Origin of the sequence: Streptomyces sp. NPDC017993 (genome assembly GCF_044328065.1) — a bacterium.
Classification (GTDB): domain Bacteria; phylum Actinomycetota; class Actinomycetes; order Streptomycetales; family Streptomycetaceae; genus Streptomyces.
Map to the genome: position 1 here is coordinate 181,616 of NZ_JBIRGO010000017.1, position 14,753 is coordinate 196,368.

Consider the following 14,753-nt stretch of genomic DNA (forward strand, 5'->3'; position numbering starts at 1 on the left):
ACCGCATCGCGGACGCAATGCCACGGAATGGGATATATGACTACGGAATCCAAGGCGGCCAAGCCGGCGCTTCCCGCGAGTCCTCCCCTGACCGAACGTCAGGAGGCCCGTCGACGCCGCATCCTGCACACCAGCGCCAAGCTGGCCGGCCGCGGCGGGTTCGACGCCGTGCAGATGCGCGAGGTGGCCGAGTCCTCGGGCGTCGCACTCGGCACCCTCTACCGCTATTTCCCCTCCAAGGTGCATCTGCTGGTCGCGACCATGCAGGACCAGCTCCAGCACATGCACGAGACGTTGCGCAAGCGGCCGCCGTCGGAGGAGGACCCGGGCAAACGGGTCGCCCAGACCCTGATGCGGGCGTTCCGCGCCCTCCAGCGCGAACCGCACCTCGCGGACGCCATGGTGCGCGCGCTGACCTTCGCCGACCGCTCGGTCAGCCCCGAGGTGGACACCGTCTCCCGGCTGACCACCGCGATCATCCTGGACGCGATGAACCTGGACGGGCCCGCCACCCCCGACCAGTTGTCCGCGGTACGCGTCATCGAGCACACCTGGCACTCGGCGCTGATCACCTGGCTGTCCGGGCGGGCCTCGATCGCCCAGGTGAAGATCGACATCGAGACGGTCTGCCGGCTGATCGACGTCACCGCACCGGATCCGGGGCCGCGGCCGGGGACTCGACCGGGGTCGGGGACGGCTCCTCACTCCTCCGGCGGGAAGACCGGCTGACCGCTGTCCGCCGCGGTGATGAGGATCGCCTCGACCGGGCACCCCTCGGCCGCCGCCAGCACGCTCTCGGCGGGGTCACCCTCCGGCACCACCGGGTGCGACTGCCGGGCGGAGTCGAGGCGGAAGCCGTCGGGTGCCGCCCCGACGCACATCCCCGACCCGATGCACACGCTCCGGTCCACCTCCACCCGCCAGCGGTCCCCCATCAGGCACCCGCCGGCAGGTGGATCATCTTGTGCTCCAGATACTCGCCGAACCCCTCCGGGCCGAACTCCCGCCCGATGCCGGAGTTCTTGTAGCCGCCGAACGGGCCGAGCATGTCGATGCTGAAGGTGTTCACCGAGTACGTACCGGTGCGCACCTGCCGCGCGATGTCGATGCCCCGCTCGACGTCGGCCGTCCACACCGAGCCGGAGAGGCCGTAGTCGGAGTCGTTGGCGATCCGTACCGCCTCGGCCTCGTCGTCGTAGGGCAGCAGGCAGATGACCGGGCCGAAGATCTCCTCGCGGGCTATCCGCATGGAGTTGGCGACCTCGCCAAAGAGCGTCGGCTCGACGTACCAGCCCGTCGGCTGCCCCTCGGGCCGGCCGCCCCCCGTCAGGACCTTGGCGCCTTCCTGCTGGCCGAGCGCGATGTAGTCCAGCGAACGCTGCTGCTGCCGGCGGGCGACCAGCGGGCCGAGTTCGGTGGCCGGATCCAGCGGGTCGCCGACGGTCAGGGCGCCGGCCGCCGCGGTGAACCGCTCGGCGATCTCGTCGTAGCGACTGCGCGGCGCGAGAATCCGCGTCTGGGCCACACACGCCTGGCCGTTGATCATCCAGGCGAACGGCACGATGCCGGCCACCGCCGCTTCCAGATCCGCGTCCGGCAGGATCACCGCGGCGGACTTGCCGCCCAGCTCCAGCGTGACGCGGCTGAGGTTGCGGGCCGCGACCTCCATGACCCGCTTGCCCGCCGCCACCGACCCGGTGAACGAGACCTTGTCCACGCCCGGATGCCCGACCAGGTACTCACTGACCTCCCGGTCCGCGGGCAGGATCGACAGCACCCCCTCCGGCAGCCCGGCCTCGGTCACGATCTCGGCGAGGAGGTAGGCGTCCAGCGGAGTCTCCGGCGACACCTTCAACACCACCGAGCAGCCCGCCAGCAGGGCCGGCGCGAGCTTGGCGGCGGCGGTGAACTGCGGGACGTTCCAGGGCACGACGGCCGCGACCACCCCGGCCGGCTCCCGGCGGACCAGCAGCGGGCCCAGCAGGCCGGCGCGCCGCTCCTCGAACGGGAAGTCACGGGCCACGGCGAGGGCCGCGTCCCACACCAGCATCGCCGCCAGCGACTGCACCATCAGTCCGGAGGTGACGGGTGTGCCGTTCTCGGAGCTGATGACCCGGGCGATCTCCTCGCTGCGCGCGGCGAAGGCGTCCTTGATGCGGGTCACCACGGCGATCCGCTCCGCCAGCGGGGCCCTGGCCCAGACCCCGGAGTCGAAGGACGTGCGGGCCGCAGCCACCGCGCGGTCGACATCGGCCCGGGAGGCGTGCGGAACCCGGCCGATGACCTGCTCGGTGTGCGGTGAGACGACCTCGATCGTGTCGCGGCCGGCCGGGTCGACCAACTCACCGCCTATGTAGAGCTTTCCGTGCTCGACGAGGTCGCTCATCGCTGCCGCCTCCCGCGGGTTGGCCGCCCTCGGCCGGCTGGCATTCATGCGCCCGCCGACATCTGACGCTGCATCAGAAACTGATACCAGTTCCCCTTGCAGGAGTCCACGGCGCGCACACAATCACCGCGCCGTCGGCCCCCACTTCCTAGCCGGTGCCTGTCTACTGCCTCAACTCCGCCATCGAAAAGACCACTTCAGGACGTACTGGAACTCGTTCTAGTTATAGTGACCGGGCAGGCCCACACCGAGAGGGGACCGGGATGACACAGGTGACCGACCACAGGGGCGGGGTATGGAGCATCGCCGTCCCCATCCCGGACAATCCGCTCGGCCACACCCTCGTCCACCTCCTGGAGACCGACCGCGGTCCGGTGCTCATCGACACCGGCTGGGACGACCCGGACTCCTGGGACACCCTCGTCGCCGGTGTCGAGGGATGCGGGTTCGCCGTCACCGACCTGCACGGCGTCCTGATCACCCACCACCACCCCGACCACCACGGCCTCTCCGCCAAGGTCCGCGAGGCGTCCGGGGCCTGGATCGCGATGCACGCGGCCGACACCGCCATGGTCCGCCGCAGCCGCGAGGCCGAGCCGGGCCGGTGGCTCGACTACCTGACCGCCAAACTCACGGCGGCGGGCGCGCCCGAGGACCACCTCGCGCCCCTGCGGGCGGCCCGCGCCAAGGGCAGCGCCCGGTCACTGCCCGCCCGGCGGCCCGCGCTGCCCGACCGCGACATCGCCCCCGGCGAGCTGCTCGACCTCCCCGGGCGTCGGCTGCGGGGGATCTGGACGCCGGGGCACACCCCGGGACACGTCTGCCTGCATCTGGAGGAGGAGCACCCGGGGCGGGGCACGGGGGCCGGTGCGGGGGCCGGGGACGGGGAGGCCGGGAGTGCGGTGGCCGGGGCCCCGGCCGGGCAGCCCCACCGCTTCGGCCGGCTGTTCTCCGGCGACCACCTCCTCCCCGGCATCACCCCGCACGTCGGGCTGTACGAGGACCCGGACGACGCCACGGTCACCGACCCGCTGGGCGACTACCTCGACTCCCTGGAGCGGATCGGCAGGCTCGCCCCCGCCGAGGTGCTGCCCGCCCACCAGCACGCGTTCGCCGACGCGGACGGGCGCGTGCAAGAACTCCTCGCCCACCACGAAGAGCGCCTGTCCGGACTGAGAGCACTGCTCCGCGAACCCCTCACGCCCTGGCAGCTCGCGGTGGCGATGGAGTGGAACCGCCCCTGGGAGCAGATCCCCTACGGCTCCCGCAACATCGCCGTCTCGGAAGCCGAGGCCCACCTGCGCCGCCTGGTGAAACTCGGGCACGCCGAGCCCGTCCCCGGCTCCGACCCGGTGACGTACCGGGCGGCATGACCCCCGAGGGCCGGCGCCCGACACCGCCCGACACCGCCCGACACCGCCCGCGGGGAAGGGCTCCGCCGCCCCGCTCCCCGCGCCCGCACGCCGGGGCCGCGTTCCCGCCGGTATCCGTACGTGCGAGCGAACCCCTTGCGGGCGCCGGTTAAGGTGTGCGTGAAAACTTCATCCGTGCCTATCGGGGGAAGCCGGTGAAAATCCGGCGCTGACCCGCAACCGTGAGGACGGCCCGCCCGCGCACCGCGACGCTTACGCGGCACGCACGGCCGTACGAGCCGGAGCACCCGCTGGCGCACGACCAAGGCTCCCGCCCCGGCCCCGCCTTCGGACGGCCGGTGCGCGGCACCGTCGAGGTATACGGAGCTGAGCCCGGTGCCACCGCGTGGGTCCGACGACCGGGCGCGCGGGCGGCCGGCCGAGCGCGGCTGCGTACACCGCTGCGAACCGACCCCGAGAGGCACCGACCCCATGGCTCCTTCCTTCGCCGTCCTGGCACGCCGCGCCGCCGCGGCGCTGGCCACCGCGGCGGTGCTGGGCGCGGCCGCCGCCCCGGCCGCGTTCGCCGACTCCGCCGCCCCGGCCGCGGCCCCCTCGCCCTCCCCCGCGAAGCTGCCCGCCGGCCTGTACGGCGCCACCTCCCCTGAGTACGACGGCGTGTGGCGGCAGTCCCTCGCCCTGCTCGCGCAGGACACGGTGGGCCTGCGGCCCGCGGCGTCGGCGGTCGACTGGCTCACCGGGCAGCAGTGCGCCGACGGTTCGTTCGCCGCCTTCCGGGCCGACCCGGCGAAGCCCTGCGCCGCCAAGACGATGCGGGACACCAACCAGACGGGCGCCGCGGTGCAGGCACTGGCCGCGCTCGGCGGACACGGTGACGCCGTGAAGAAGGCCGTGGGCTGGCTGAAGTCCGTGCAGAACAAGGACGGCGGATGGAGTTCGATGGCGGGCTCGGCGAGCGACGCCAACTCCACCTCCGTGGTCATCGGGGCACTCGTCGCGGCGGGCGAGAAGCCGGCCGCCGTGACCTCGGAAGAGGGCGGCAAGTCGCCCTTCGACGCGCTGCTGACCTTCCAGCTGGGCTGCAGGGCGAAGTCCGCGGAGCGCGGCGCCTTCGCCTTCCAGCCCAAGGACGGCGCGTTGGCCCCGAACGCCGACGCCACCGCGGCCGCCGCGCTGGGCGCCCTCGGCGAGGGCTTCGTCGTCACGCCGGCCGGCAAGGACACAGTCACCCCTGTCCGCCCGCTGACCTGCAAGGACGGTGCGGACAGCCAGGGCGACGACGGTAAGGGCAAGGGCAGCGCGGACGCCGGTGCCCGGAAGGTGGCGGCCGGGGGCGCGGACGCCTACCTCGTCGCGCAGCTCGACGCGAACGGGCAGCACCTGCTGTCCGCGATGCCCGGCGCGGAGGACCAGCCGGACGTCGGCAACACCGCCGACACCGTCCTCGCGCTGGCCGCGGGAGCGCACGGCGCGGCCGCGCAGAAGCCGCTGAAGTGGCTGGAACAGCACGCGGCGGACTGGGCGAAGCAGAACGGCCCGGCCGCGTATGCCCAGCTGGTGCTCGCCGCGCACGCCACGGGCACCGACCCGCGCGCCTTCGGCGGCACCGACCTGGTCGCCGCTCTCAACGCCACCGGCCCCGCGCCGGCCGCCGGCCAGAAGCAGGGGAAGAGCGCCGACGCGAAGGACACGGAGGACAGCGGGAGCGGCATGGGCATCTGGTGGGTCGTCGGCGTCGGGCTCGCCGTGGGCGCCGGTATCGGCTTCCTGCTGAGCGGCCGCAAGAAGAAGAACGCCCTCTGATGCGCTTCCCTCGTATCGCCTGCGCCCTGCTGCTGGCCGGCACGATCAGCGGCCTGGCCGCCGCGCCCGCCCAGGCGCAGGAGTACCGCTACTGGTCCTTCTGGAACAGCAAGGGCGGCTCGGGCGGCTCCGGTGGCGCCGCCGGTTCCTGGGCGTACGCGACCGAAGGGCCGGCCACCGCGCGGCCGGCCGACGGTGCGGTCGAGGGGTTCCGGTTCACCGTGAGCGCCGACTCCGCCGCGGCCGCCGGCCCGCGCACGGCCGCCGACTTCGACGCGATCTGCCAGGGCACACCCGCCAAGGAGAACAGCAAGCGGGTCGGCGTCGTCATCGACTTCGGCAGTGCGTCGGACGCGCCCGGCGGGGAGCGGCCGCCGAAGCCGCGGACGCACTGCGCCGTTGTCCCTGAGGACGCCTCGGCGGGTGAGGTACTGGCCGCGGTCGCCCGGCCGCTGCGGTACGACCCCCACGCCCTGTTGTGCGCCATCGCCGACTACCCGCGGTCGGGGTGCGCGGACCGGGTCGGCGGATCAGGCGACACGGGGGCCGAGGACGAGGCAGGCGGCAAGGACGAGGCAGCCGCGGGCTCCGGGCCGGACGCCTCCGCGCCGTCGGCGGAGCGGGGTTCCGGCACGGTGGACCACGGCGAGGACGGCGGCCCGTCCGCCGGACTGCTCGGCGGCGGCGCGGCCGTCTTCGCCCTGGGAGCGGCGGCCGTATGGCAGGCACGCCGCCGACGCGGATGAGCGCCCCGCGCGCGACCCGTACCACCGCGCTGCACGCCGGAGCGTGGTGGCTGTGGGCGCTCGGCCTGGCGACCGCGGCCTCCCGCACCACCAATCCGCTGCTGCTCGGCATGCTGGTCGGGGTGGCGGGCTACGTCGTCGCGGCCCGCCGTACGGACGCGCCCTGGGCCCGGTCGTACGGTGCGTTCGCCAAGCTCGGCCTGTTCGTGATCGCCATCCGGCTGGTCTTCGCCTTCGTCCTGGGCTCGCCGATCCCCGGTTCCCACGTTCTTGTGACGCTGCCCGAAGTGCCGCTCCCCGACTGGGCGCGGGGCGTCCGGATCGGCGGCCGGGTCACCGCCGAGGGCATGCTCTTCGCCCTCTACGACGGCCTGAAGCTGGCCGCCCTCCTCATCTGCGTCGGCGCCGCGAACGCCCTCGCCAACCCCGCCCGGATGCTGAAGTCGCTGCCCGGGGCCCTCTACGAGGCGGGCGTCGCGGTCGTCGTCGCGATGACGTTCGCGCCGAATCTGGTGGCCGACGTGCAGCGACTGCGCGCGGCCCGTCGGCTGCGCGGCCGTCCCGACCGCGGCTTCAAGGCCCTCCTCCAGGTCGGACTGCCCGTGCTGGAAGGGGCGCTGGAGCGCTCGGTCGCGCTGGCCGCCGCGATGGACGCCCGCGGCTACGGCCGCGCCGCCCAGGTGCCACGCGCCGTCCGGCACACCACCTCGGTCCTCACCCTCGGCGGCCTGCTCGGCGTCTGCGCCGGGACCTACGGGCTGCTGGCCGGGACCGGCGCCGGCTACGGGCTGCCCCTGCTGCTCGCCGGACTCGCCGCCGCGCTCGGCGGGTTGTGGCTGGGCGGCCGCCGCTCCGTACGCACCCGCTACCGGCCGGAACGCTGGGGCACCCGCGCCTGGCTGGTGGCCGGCTCCGGCATCGCCGTGGCAGCCCTGATGATCTGGGCGGACGCCGTCGCGCCCGGCGCCCTCCAGCCGCCCGTCGTCCCCCTCACCGCACCCGTCCTCCCGCTCTGGCCGGCCCTCGGCATACTGGTGGGCCTGCTGCCCGCGTTCGTCGCGCCCCTGCCGGCCCGCACCTCGCCCGAACGTGCCGGGCCGAGTGGCGGGCCCGACGGCGGTCGCACCCCCGGTCGCACACCCGGTCACGGCCCCGATACGTCGAAGAAGTCTCTGCGGTCGCCGCGGTCTCCGAAGTCACCGGAGCCACCGCAGTCACAGCAGGCGCCGCAGTCACCGATCTCGCCGACGCCGCCGCAGTCGCCCACGTCACAGAGGGAGTCCACCCAGTGATCCGGTTCGAGCAGGTGTCGGTCACCTACGGGGACGCCACCGAGCCCGCCGTGCGGGACGTCGACCTGACCGTCCCCGAAGGGGAGCTGTGTCTCCTCGTCGGCCCCTCCGGTGTCGGCAAGTCGACTCTGCTGAACGCCGTCTGCGGGCTCGTACCGCACTTCACCGGGGGCACCCTGCACGGCCGGGTCACCGTCGACGGCCGCGACACCCGCACCCACCGGCCGCGTGAACTGGCCGATGTGGTCGGCACCGTGGGCCAGGACCCGCGGGCGCACTTCGTCACCGACACCGTCGAGGACGAACTCGCCTACGGCATGGAATCCCTCGGCCTCGCCCCGGACGTGATGCGCCGCCGCGTGGAGGAGACCCTCGACCTGCTGGGCCTCGCCGACCTGCGCGACCGTGCCCTCACCACGCTCTCCGGTGGCCAGATGCAGCGGGTGGCGATCGGCTCCGTGCTGACCACCCACCCCAAGGTCCTCGTCCTGGACGAACCGACCTCCGCCCTGGACCCGGCCGCCGCCGAGGAGGTGCTGGCGGTGCTCCAGCGTCTCGTGCACGACCTCGGGACGACGGTGCTGCTGGCCGAACACCGCCTGGAGCGGGTGGTGCAGTACGCGGACCAGGTGATCCTGCTGCCCTCGCCAGGCGCTGCCCCGGTCATCGGCGACCCCGCGCAGATCATGGCCGTCTCGCCGGTCCACCCCCCGGTCGTCGCCCTGGGCCGCCTCGCCCAGTGGTCGCCGCTCCCCCTCTCCGTACGCGACGCGCGCCGCAGGGCCGCTCCTCTCCGCGACCGCCTCCAGGAGCTGACACCGCCCGGTGCGGACGCGGCGGCAGACACCGGAACACCGGCCGCCCTCGTCTCCGAGCTCACCGTCCACCGAGGCCGAATTGCTGTCCTGGACGGGGTGGACCTCACCGTCCACCCCGGCGAGACCCTCGCGTTGATGGGCCGTAACGGTGCGGGCAAGTCCACCCTGCTCGCCACCCTCGTCGGCATGCACGAGCCGTCCTCCGGCACGGTCCGGGTCGGCGACGCCACCCCGCACCGCACCCGCCCCCGCGCCCTCCTGCGCCACGTCGGCCTGGTCCCCCAGGAACCTCGTGACCTGCTGTACGCCGATACCGTCGCCGCCGAATGCGCGGCGGCCGACGACGACGCGGGCGCGCCCGCAGGCACCTGCCGGGAACTCGTCACCCGCCTGCTGCCCGACGTACCGGACTCCGTCCACCCCCGCGATCTGTCCGAGGGCCAACGCCTCGCGCTGGCCCTGGCGGTCGTCCTGACCGCCCGGCCGCCGCTGCTCCTGCTCGACGAGCCCACCCGCGGCCTCGACTACGCCGCCAAGGCCCGTCTGATCGAGGTGCTGCGCGCGCTGGCCGACGAGGGGCACGCCGTCGTTCTGGCCACCCACGACGTGGAACTGGCCGCCGAACTCGCCCACCGCGTCGTCATCCTGGCCGACGGCGAGATCGTGGCCGACGGCCCCACCGACGAGGTCGTGCTCGCGTCGCCCTCCTTCGCCCCTCAGGTCGCGAAGGTCCTCGCGCCGCTGCCATGGCTGACGGTCCCCCAGGTGGCGCACGCCCTGGAGGCCACCGCATGAACGCCGCCCACTCCACCCCAGGCCAACCCGACGGGCCCCCCGGGGGCCCCCTCCCCCCTCCCCCACCCCCGTCGCATGAGCCGGACCGTCGGCGTCGCCTCGGCCTACGTCGCTTCGGCCTGCATCACCTCGGCCTGCGTCACCTCGGCCTGCGTCACCTCGGCCCGCGTCGCCGCCCGTTCCGCCCGCACCGCCCGCACCGCCCGCACCGCCCGGGCGCGGGGCGGCCGACCGCACCCGGGCGACAGGCGCGTGCCGTTCGCCTGGGCCCGCGCTCCGTGGCCGCCCTGGTTCTCGTGTCGGCCGGCGGCGTGATGGCCTTCGGGTGGCCCCTGCTCGCCGACTCGGCTTCCGGACTCGCTCATTCCAAGGACGCGCCGTGGCTCTTCGCCGCGCTGCTGCCGCTGCTGCTGGCCGTCGTCGTGGCCACCATCGCCGACACCGGCCTGGACGCGAAGGCCATCGCGATGCTCGGCGTCCTCGCCGCGGCGGGCGCCGCCCTGCGCCCCCTCGGCGCGGGTACCGCCGGCATCGAGCCGATGTTCTTCCTGATGGTGCTGGCGGGCCGGGTGCTCGGCCCCGGGTTCGGCTTCGTCCTGGGGTCCGTGGCGATGTTCGCGTCCGCGCTGCTGACCGGCGGCGTCGGCCCCTGGATGCCCTTCCAGATGCTGACCATGGGATGGGTTTCCATGGGCGCGGGCCTGCTGCCGGGGCCCGACCGCTTGCGCGGCCGCCGCGAACTGGCCGTCCTCGCCGTCTACGGCGCCCTCGCCGCCGTGCTCTACGGCCTGGTCATGAACCTCCAGGGCTGGCCCTACCTCGCCGGAATGGCATCCGGGGTGTCCTTCGTCCCCGGCGACCCGCTGCAGGAGAACCTCGCCCGCTACCTCACCTACTGCCTGGCCACCTCCCTCGGCTGGGACGTCCCCCGCGCCCTGGTCACCGTCATCCTCACCGTCACTCTCGGCAGCACCGTCCTGCGAGCCCTCCGCCGCGCCACCCGCCGCGCCGCCTTCGACACCCCGGTCTCCTTCGCCTCACCGGCGCCCCCTCCCTGATCCGCCCCGGCCGTCTCCCGTTCGGCCGGCTCCTGTCTGCGACCGTACGGACATCCCGCGTGGCGCGATATCCGGGTTTCCCCCCAACTGCCCCGGCCCTACCCGTAGATCGCGTCAGGGTCCCCGCCCCGGCCTCACGCCCCCGCCGCGCACCGCCAGAAGTCCCGCATCACGGCGGGCGGACTCGGGCTGGTCATTTCGCATTGGGTGAGCAGGATCGTGACCGCTCCCGTGGACGGGGTGAGATGCGCCGCCGTTCCGGTGCCGCCGACCCAGCCGTAGCGGCCCGGCACGTTCCACGGGTCGACGGGTGCGACATCGACCGAGCCGCCGTATCCCCAGCCCTGGCCCTCCAGGAACAGCGCTCCGGCGTCGCGCTGGGACGGTGTGAGCTGGTCGGTGGTCATCTGCCGCACCGATGTGGGCGACAGCAGCCGTCGGCCGTCCGTGGTTCCCTCGGCGAGCAGCATCCGGGCGAAGGAGTGCAGGTCGTCGACGGTCGAGACCAGCCCGCCCGCACCGGAAGGGAAGGCCGGGGTGCTGCTCCACTGTCCGTCGGGGGCGTCGACCGGCTCCAGACCGCCCGCCGCGTCGGGCCGGTAGCAGCTGGTGAACCGGTCGCGGTCGGCGGCCGGCACCGAGAAGCCGGTGTCGGCCATGCCGAGCGGCTCGAACAGGCGCTCCGCGAAGAACTCGGGGAGGGATCGGCCCGAGACCCTGGCGATCAGTACGCCCAGGATGTCGGAGCAGGTGTTGTAGAGCCAGGCGTGGCCAGGCTGGTACAGCAAGGGGATGCGGGACAGCGCCGCCATCCAGGCGTCCGGCGCCGCGATGTTCTGCGGCTGCGGCGGTCCCTGTTTCAGCTCGCTGATCAGCAGTCCGACCGCGGGCAGCGAGAAGTCGGGCGGGAAGCCGTATCCGGCGCGGAAGGTCAGGAGGTCGGCGACGGTGATGGCCCTTTCGGCGGGCACCACGTCGTCGACGGGGCCTGCCGGATAGCGGACGACAGTGGGGGACGCCAGCTCCGGCAGCCATGGCCCGACGGGGTCGTCCAGCGCGATCCGGCCGTCCTCGACCAGCATCATGGCCGCAGCGGCGGTCACCGGCTTGGTGACCGAGGCGACGCGGAAGATCGAGTCCCTGGCCATCGGGGAGCTGCCGTCGACGTCGACAGAGCCGACGGCCCGCACCTCGACCTGGCCACCGCGGGCGACCAGGGCCACCGCGCCCGGCACCGATCCGTCGCGGACGTGTCTCTCCAGGGTCTCGCGCAGGTGCGTCATCGGTCCGCCTTCCTGAGGGTACGGTCAGGAGGCAGACTGCCGGAGCGGCCCGGACTCATCGGTACGGTACGAGCCCCTCGGCGCGTCGGCACCGGGACCGGTCCTCAGCCGTCACGCACCGGCCCGGCAGCCGCTCGGCGCGCGTCGCCCCGCAGCCGTTCGGTCCCGGGCAATCGCCTCACAGCCGCTGAATGATCGTCCCCGTGGCCAGCGCGCCGCCCGCGCACATGGTGATCAGGGCGAACTCCTTGTCCCTGCGTTCCAGTTCGTGGAGCGCCGTGGCGATGAGGCGGGCGCCGGTGGCTCCGACGGGGTGGCCGAGGGCGATGGCGCCGCCGTTGACGTTCACCTTCTCCAGGTCCTGGGAGAAGACCTGCGCCCAGGACAGCACCACGGACGCGAACGCCTCGTTGATCTCGACCAGGTCGATGTCGTTGAGGGACATCCCGGCCTTGCCCAGCACCGCGCGGGTGGCGTCGATCGGCCCGTCCAGGTGGAAGTGGGGGTCGGAGCCGACCAGCGCCTGGGCGACGATGCGGGCCCGCGGCTTGAGCTTGAGGGCGCGCGCCATGCGCTTGGAGGCCCACATCACCGCGGCGGCGCCGTCGGAGATCTGCGAGGAGTTGCCCGCGGTGTGGACGGCGGTCGGCATGACGGGCTTGAGGCCGCCGAGCGCCTCCATGGTGGTGTCCCGCAGGCCCTCGTCCCGGTCGACCAGTCGCCACATGCCCTGGCCCGCGGCCTGTTCCTCCTCCGTGGTGGGGACCTGGACCGCGAACGTCTCGCGTTTGAAGCGTTCCTCGGCCCAGGCTGCGGCCGCTCGCTCCTGCGAGATCAGCCCCAGGGAGTCGACGTTCTGGCGGCTCAGTTCCCGCTTGCGGGCGATGCGTTCGGCCGCCTCGAACTGGTTGGGCAGATCGACGTTCCACTCGTCGGGCCAGGGCTTGCCGGGTCCGTGCTTGGAGCCGCTGCCCAGCGGCACCCGGGACATCGCCTCGACGCCGCAGCCGATGCCGACGTCGATGACGCCGGCCGCGATCATGTTGGCCACCATGTGGTTGGCCTGCTGTGAGGAGCCGCACTGGCAGTCCACGGTGGTCGCCGCGGTCTCGTAGGGCAGGCCCATGGCGAGCCAGGCGTTGCGTGCCGGGTTCATCGACTGTTCCCCGGCGTGGGTGACGGTGCCGCCGACGACCTGTTCGACGCAGTCCGGCTGGATGCCCGTGCGGGCGAGGAGTTCGCGGTACGTCTCGCCCAGGAGGTAGGCGGGGTGGAGGTTGGCGAGCGCGCCTCCGCGCTTGCCGATGGGGGTGCGTACGGCTTCGACGATGACGGGTTCCGCGGCCATGACTGACTCGTCCTCTCCTCGCGTCCGCGGGCGCCCCGGCCCCACGGAACAAGAACTAGTACGCGTTCTAGTTCTGCGAACAGTCTTATGAGGCGTACTCGTGGGCGCAAGGGGTGTGCAGCACCCTTGTCCGACCCTCGACCCCCGCATGGCCGACTCCTACGCATACTTGTCGATCCGTCAGCTCGATCCGTCAGCCCTACTCCCCGCACGGACGCCGATGCCCCCTTGCCCGCAAGAAGGTGCCGCCGCGACCCTTGCCTCTTGTAGAACTCGTTACTACCTTCAGCGCCACCCATAACTGATGGATCGTCAGCTCAACTGCCCCCAGGAGCCGGCGGACGGGCCGGATCCGCCCCAGCTGCCAGAACCGTCAGACCCGGATCGGACCTGGATCGGACACGGACCGGGGCCGGTCCCGGCCCGGACCGGATCAGGAGTCGCCGATGCCATGCCCCGCCCTGCCCGAAGGATTCGACTTCACCGACCCCGACGTCTACCAGAACCGCGTACCGCTGCCGGAGTTCGCCCAGCTGCGGCAGTCCGCGCCCGTGTGGTGGAACGACCAGCCGCACGGCATCGCCGGCTTCGACGACGACGGCTACTGGGTCGTCACCCGCCACGAGGACGTGAAGGAGGTCTCCACCAAACCGGAGATCTTCTCCGCGCATCTCAACACCTCGATCATCCGGTTCAACGCGTCCATGACCCGCGACCAGATTGACGTACAGAAACTGATCATGCTGAACATGGACCCGCCCGAGCACACCCGGGTCCGTCAGATCGTCCAGCGCGGCTTCACCCCGCGCTCGATCCGCGCCCTGGAGGACGCCCTCCGCCACCGCGCGGCGCGCATCGTCGCCGAGGCGCGGCAGAAGGCCACCGGGGACTTCGTCACGGACATCGCCTGCGAACTCCCCCTCCAGGCCATCGCCGAACTCATCGGCATCCCGCAGGACGACCGGTCCCGGATCTTCGACTGGTCGAACAAGATGATCGCCTACGACGACCCCGAACTGGCCATCACCGAAGAGGTCGGCACCAACGCGGCCATGGAACTGATCTCGTACGCGATGAACCTCGCGGCGGCGCGCAAGGAGTGCCCCGCCAAGGACATCGTCAGCCGGCTGGTCTCGGCGGAGGACGAGGGGAACCTCGGCTCCGACGAATTCGGCTTCTTCGTCCTGCTGCTGGCGGTCGCCGGCAACGAGACGACCCGCAACGCGATCACCCACGGCATGCACGCCTTCCTCACCCACCCCGACCAGTGGGAGCTCTACAAGCGCGAGCGCCCCGCGACCGCGGCGGAGGAGATCGTGCGCTGGGCGACGCCGGTGGTCTCCTTCCAGCGCACCGCCACCCAGGACACCGAACTGGGCGGCGCGCAGATCAAGAAGGGGCAGCGCGTCGGGATCTTCTACTCCTCCGCCAACCACGACCCCGAGGTCTTCGACCACCCCGAGCGGTTCGACATCACCCGCGACCCCAACCCACACCTCGGCTTCGGCGGCGGCGGGCCGCACTTCTGCCTCGGCAAGTCCCTCGCGGTGCTGGAGATCAACCTGATCTTCGGCGCCATCGCGGACGCCCTGCCCGACATCTCCCTGGCGGGCGAGCCGCGCCGGCTCCGCTCCGCCTGGCTCAACGGCGTCAAGGAGATGCAGGTTCACTACGGATGACCGGCGCGCGAGCGGCCGCCTTACCCGGGAGTGGGGGGGCCCCCCCCCCCCCCCCCCGCGGGGCCCCCCCCCCCCCCCCCACCCCCCCCCCCCCCCCCCCCCCCCCCACCCCCCCCACAAAACCCCAAAACAACCCAGCGCGCACCCCAAAAAACCCGTACGCAACCAAACC

The 14,753-nt window shown here is 73.1% G+C and carries 13 protein-coding genes and 1 riboswitch; of the genes, 9 read left to right on the forward strand and 4 right to left on the reverse strand.

The window, feature by feature from the left end:
- The first annotated feature begins 36 nt into the window (after positions 1–36).
- Positions 37–729 (forward strand): TetR family transcriptional regulator, encoded by a 693-nt coding sequence (locus tag ACH4FH_RS28520; RefSeq protein ID WP_398558787.1) that lies wholly within the window; start codon positions 37–39, stop codon positions 727–729.
- On the opposite strand, the gene ACH4FH_RS28525 is transcribed toward ACH4FH_RS28520, so the two are convergent.
- Together ACH4FH_RS28525 and ACH4FH_RS28530 are read right to left on the reverse strand one after the other, a co-directional pair.
- On the reverse strand, positions 702–935 hold the full coding sequence (locus ACH4FH_RS28525; RefSeq protein WP_398558788.1) for a ferredoxin: 234 nt from the start codon (positions 933–935) through the stop codon (positions 702–704). The two genes, ACH4FH_RS28520 and ACH4FH_RS28525, sit on opposite strands and share 28 nt — an antisense overlap.
- Positions 935–2,386, reverse strand: a complete 1,452-nt coding sequence (locus ACH4FH_RS28530) for an aldehyde dehydrogenase (RefSeq protein WP_398558789.1) — start codon at positions 2,384–2,386, stop codon at positions 935–937. The genes ACH4FH_RS28525 and ACH4FH_RS28530 overlap by 1 nt, the downstream gene beginning before the upstream one ends.
- A gap of 263 nt (positions 2,387–2,649) precedes the next feature.
- Here ACH4FH_RS28530 and ACH4FH_RS28535 point away from each other — a divergent pair, with 263 nt between their 5' ends.
- The 7 genes from ACH4FH_RS28535 to ACH4FH_RS28565 all read left to right on the forward strand — a co-directional run bounded on the left by ACH4FH_RS28535 (position 2,650) and on the right by ACH4FH_RS28565 (position 10,271).
- On the forward strand, positions 2,650–3,759 hold the full coding sequence (locus ACH4FH_RS28535; RefSeq protein WP_398558790.1) for an MBL fold metallo-hydrolase: 1,110 nt from the start codon (positions 2,650–2,652) through the stop codon (positions 3,757–3,759).
- 128 nt (positions 3,760–3,887) lie between these two features.
- Positions 3,888–4,069, forward strand: a riboswitch (cobalamin riboswitch).
- Between the two features lie 161 nt (positions 4,070–4,230).
- Complete coding sequence (locus ACH4FH_RS28540; RefSeq protein WP_398558791.1) at positions 4,231–5,562, forward strand: prenyltransferase/squalene oxidase repeat-containing protein; 1,332 nt, start codon at positions 4,231–4,233, stop codon at positions 5,560–5,562.
- Positions 5,562–6,308 (forward strand): SCO2322 family protein, encoded by a 747-nt coding sequence (locus tag ACH4FH_RS28545; protein ID WP_398558792.1) that lies wholly within the window; start codon positions 5,562–5,564, stop codon positions 6,306–6,308. Before ACH4FH_RS28540 ends, ACH4FH_RS28545 begins: the two co-directional genes overlap by 1 nt.
- On the forward strand, positions 6,281–7,600 hold the full coding sequence (locus ACH4FH_RS28550; protein WP_398558793.1) for a CbiQ family ECF transporter T component: 1,320 nt from the start codon (positions 6,281–6,283) through the stop codon (positions 7,598–7,600). The genes ACH4FH_RS28545 and ACH4FH_RS28550 overlap by 28 nt, the downstream gene beginning before the upstream one ends.
- Positions 7,597–9,213, forward strand: coding sequence for an ABC transporter ATP-binding protein (locus tag ACH4FH_RS28555; RefSeq protein WP_398558794.1), 1,617 nt, complete (start codon positions 7,597–7,599; stop codon positions 9,211–9,213). The genes ACH4FH_RS28550 and ACH4FH_RS28555 overlap by 4 nt, the downstream gene beginning before the upstream one ends.
- A 75-nt stretch (positions 9,214–9,288) precedes the next feature.
- Positions 9,289–9,528 (forward strand): hypothetical protein, encoded by a 240-nt coding sequence (locus tag ACH4FH_RS28560; protein WP_398558795.1) that lies wholly within the window; start codon positions 9,289–9,291, stop codon positions 9,526–9,528.
- Positions 9,528–10,271 carry an ECF transporter S component gene (locus tag ACH4FH_RS28565; protein ID WP_398558809.1) on the forward strand — a complete coding sequence of 248 codons (744 nt, stop codon included), beginning with the start codon at positions 9,528–9,530 and terminating at the stop codon, positions 10,269–10,271. The genes ACH4FH_RS28560 and ACH4FH_RS28565 overlap by 1 nt, the downstream gene beginning before the upstream one ends.
- Before the next feature lie 134 nt (positions 10,272–10,405).
- Here ACH4FH_RS28565 and ACH4FH_RS28570 read toward each other — a convergent pair whose 3' ends face one another.
- Together ACH4FH_RS28570 and ACH4FH_RS28575 are read right to left on the reverse strand one after the other, a co-directional pair.
- On the reverse strand, positions 10,406–11,554 hold the full coding sequence (locus ACH4FH_RS28570; protein WP_398558796.1) for a serine hydrolase domain-containing protein: 1,149 nt from the start codon (positions 11,552–11,554) through the stop codon (positions 10,406–10,408).
- 178 nt (positions 11,555–11,732) lie between these two features.
- A complete protein-coding gene (locus ACH4FH_RS28575) occupies positions 11,733–12,902 on the reverse strand; it encodes a steroid 3-ketoacyl-CoA thiolase (RefSeq protein ID WP_398558797.1) in 1,170 nt (389 codons plus the stop codon).
- A 446-nt stretch (positions 12,903–13,348) separates the two neighbouring features.
- Between ACH4FH_RS28575 and ACH4FH_RS28580 the strand changes: the two genes are divergently transcribed.
- Complete coding sequence (locus ACH4FH_RS28580) at positions 13,349–14,581, forward strand: cytochrome P450 (RefSeq protein WP_398558798.1); 1,233 nt, start codon at positions 13,349–13,351, stop codon at positions 14,579–14,581.
- The last annotated feature ends 172 nt before the right edge of the window (positions 14,582–14,753 follow it).